At 37.8% G+C, this 1,520-nt stretch carries 3 protein-coding genes; all 3 read left to right on the forward strand.

What is annotated here, in order from left to right; genetic code table 11:
• Positions 1–38: 38 nt before the first annotated feature.
• Positions 39–743, forward strand: a complete 705-nt coding sequence (locus H2C83_RS17235; RefSeq protein ID WP_181742397.1) for a pre-toxin TG domain-containing protein — start codon at positions 39–41, stop codon at positions 741–743.
• Positions 744–757: 14 nt separating this feature from the next.
• A complete protein-coding gene (locus tag H2C83_RS17240; RefSeq protein ID WP_181742398.1) occupies positions 758–1,099 on the forward strand; it encodes a DUF3969 family protein in 342 nt (113 codons plus the stop codon).
• Between the two features lie 213 nt (positions 1,100–1,312).
• Positions 1,313–1,520: hypothetical protein (locus H2C83_RS17245; protein WP_181742399.1), on the forward strand; the 208-nt coding region annotated here is incomplete at its 3' end.

The raw sequence follows: 1,520 nt of genomic DNA on the forward strand, positions 1-1,520 counted from the left end.
AGTTGGAGAAATTAAGCGAGTAGGCGAATAACGAGTTATTGGATGGTTTCGTCAAAAAATCAGTCGAAAGTTTGTTGGGGTATGATTTATATACTGGCGACCCCTTGAAAGGTGAAAGAAAAAAAGATGCAGACCGAACGTTAAGTGCTGTTGTCGACTGTATTCCGGTTATTTCAAATATCAAAAATTATATCGATTTAACTTCCGGGAAAGACTCGATTTCCGGAGACAAACTGGACCCTGTCGATAAAGTAATCACAGTCATAGGGATCACCTCCGGCCCGGGTAAAAAACTAGGTGTTGCTCTGAAAGGACTTTTTAATGGTGGAAAGAAATTCTTGAAGAGATTCGATGTCCATATCGATGATCTGGCAGAACGATTCGGATTCGGCCCCAGACTGCAGCCTGCCGGCGGACCCCCGGACATTCCCCGGAGACCTGAGGTGAATCGGATTGAAGGAACAAACAGGAGTGGGGGTGAATTAAAACATGTCTATAATTCAATAAAAGATGCTCCTAAATATCCTAAGGGTTTTAAGACAGTACAAAATGGTACCAGGAAAGTCAATGTAAAAAACAAGGATGTATTAGATAAACTAAGAAAAGTAGAATCAGGTAAATGGTACAAAGTATATAAAGATGGTTATAATGCTGAAGGAAAAAAAATATCTGTGCATTACTTTCAGAGTTCATCAGGGAAAGTTTTTGATGTTAAAGTAAAATCTGGTTGGAGTAACAGATAATAAGGTGGGGTTATATGGAATTAAAGATTCTGGTAGAAGGAAAAGAAGAAATTGAACATTTTTTATCAATTGTTCAATTAGGAATACTTGAGGCGTTGGAAGAAAAAATAATGACAATAGAAGAAGCGGAAGGATATCTTTTCAATCCATATTCAGTTGAAAAATTGGAAGAACTGGGAATCGATCAACGTGTGATTGATATTGTGAGTCTTGGTTGTGAATTGGAAGATGTGCAGAGTTTGATTCCTGACAAATTGTTTACTACGATCAAGAAATTAAAGGAAGAAACATCCAGAAACTTGCAAGTACTACCAAAACCTTCTCTGCCGGTAAACAAGTTAATCAAAAATAATTAAAAGCATCCTTTTAGTTTTTGATGTGCACCCCCTGAAATAGACACAGAAAAACTCCTGTGCTGGGAGCCTGTCACTGACAGGCTCTTTTATTTTTAATAAATCAAAGAGGAAAGGGGAAAAATCACTTTTTATCCCGTAATATCTTATAAAATTAACCGTCTTCGAAACGTTTGTGTCTTTGATTAAAAAATACAAAACGCCATGGTTGTCCATTTGGGTAAACCCCAGAAAGACAGCCGCTGGATTTTAGACAGTCAAAAAAGTCCTGTTTTATTGATATTGCTGTTAGGCCTGGCCATGAATCTGGATAATTCCTATGTTAACTCTACAGGGGATACCTTGAGCCTGTCCGCTATTTTGCTGATTGCAATCATCCTTAGTCCGGTTACCGGTTACTTGTTTGTCTGGATTTCTACATATT

It is taken from the genome of Thermoactinomyces mirandus (assembly GCF_013868055.1).
Classification (GTDB): Bacteria; Bacillota; Bacilli; order Thermoactinomycetales; family Thermoactinomycetaceae; genus Thermoactinomyces; species Thermoactinomyces mirandus.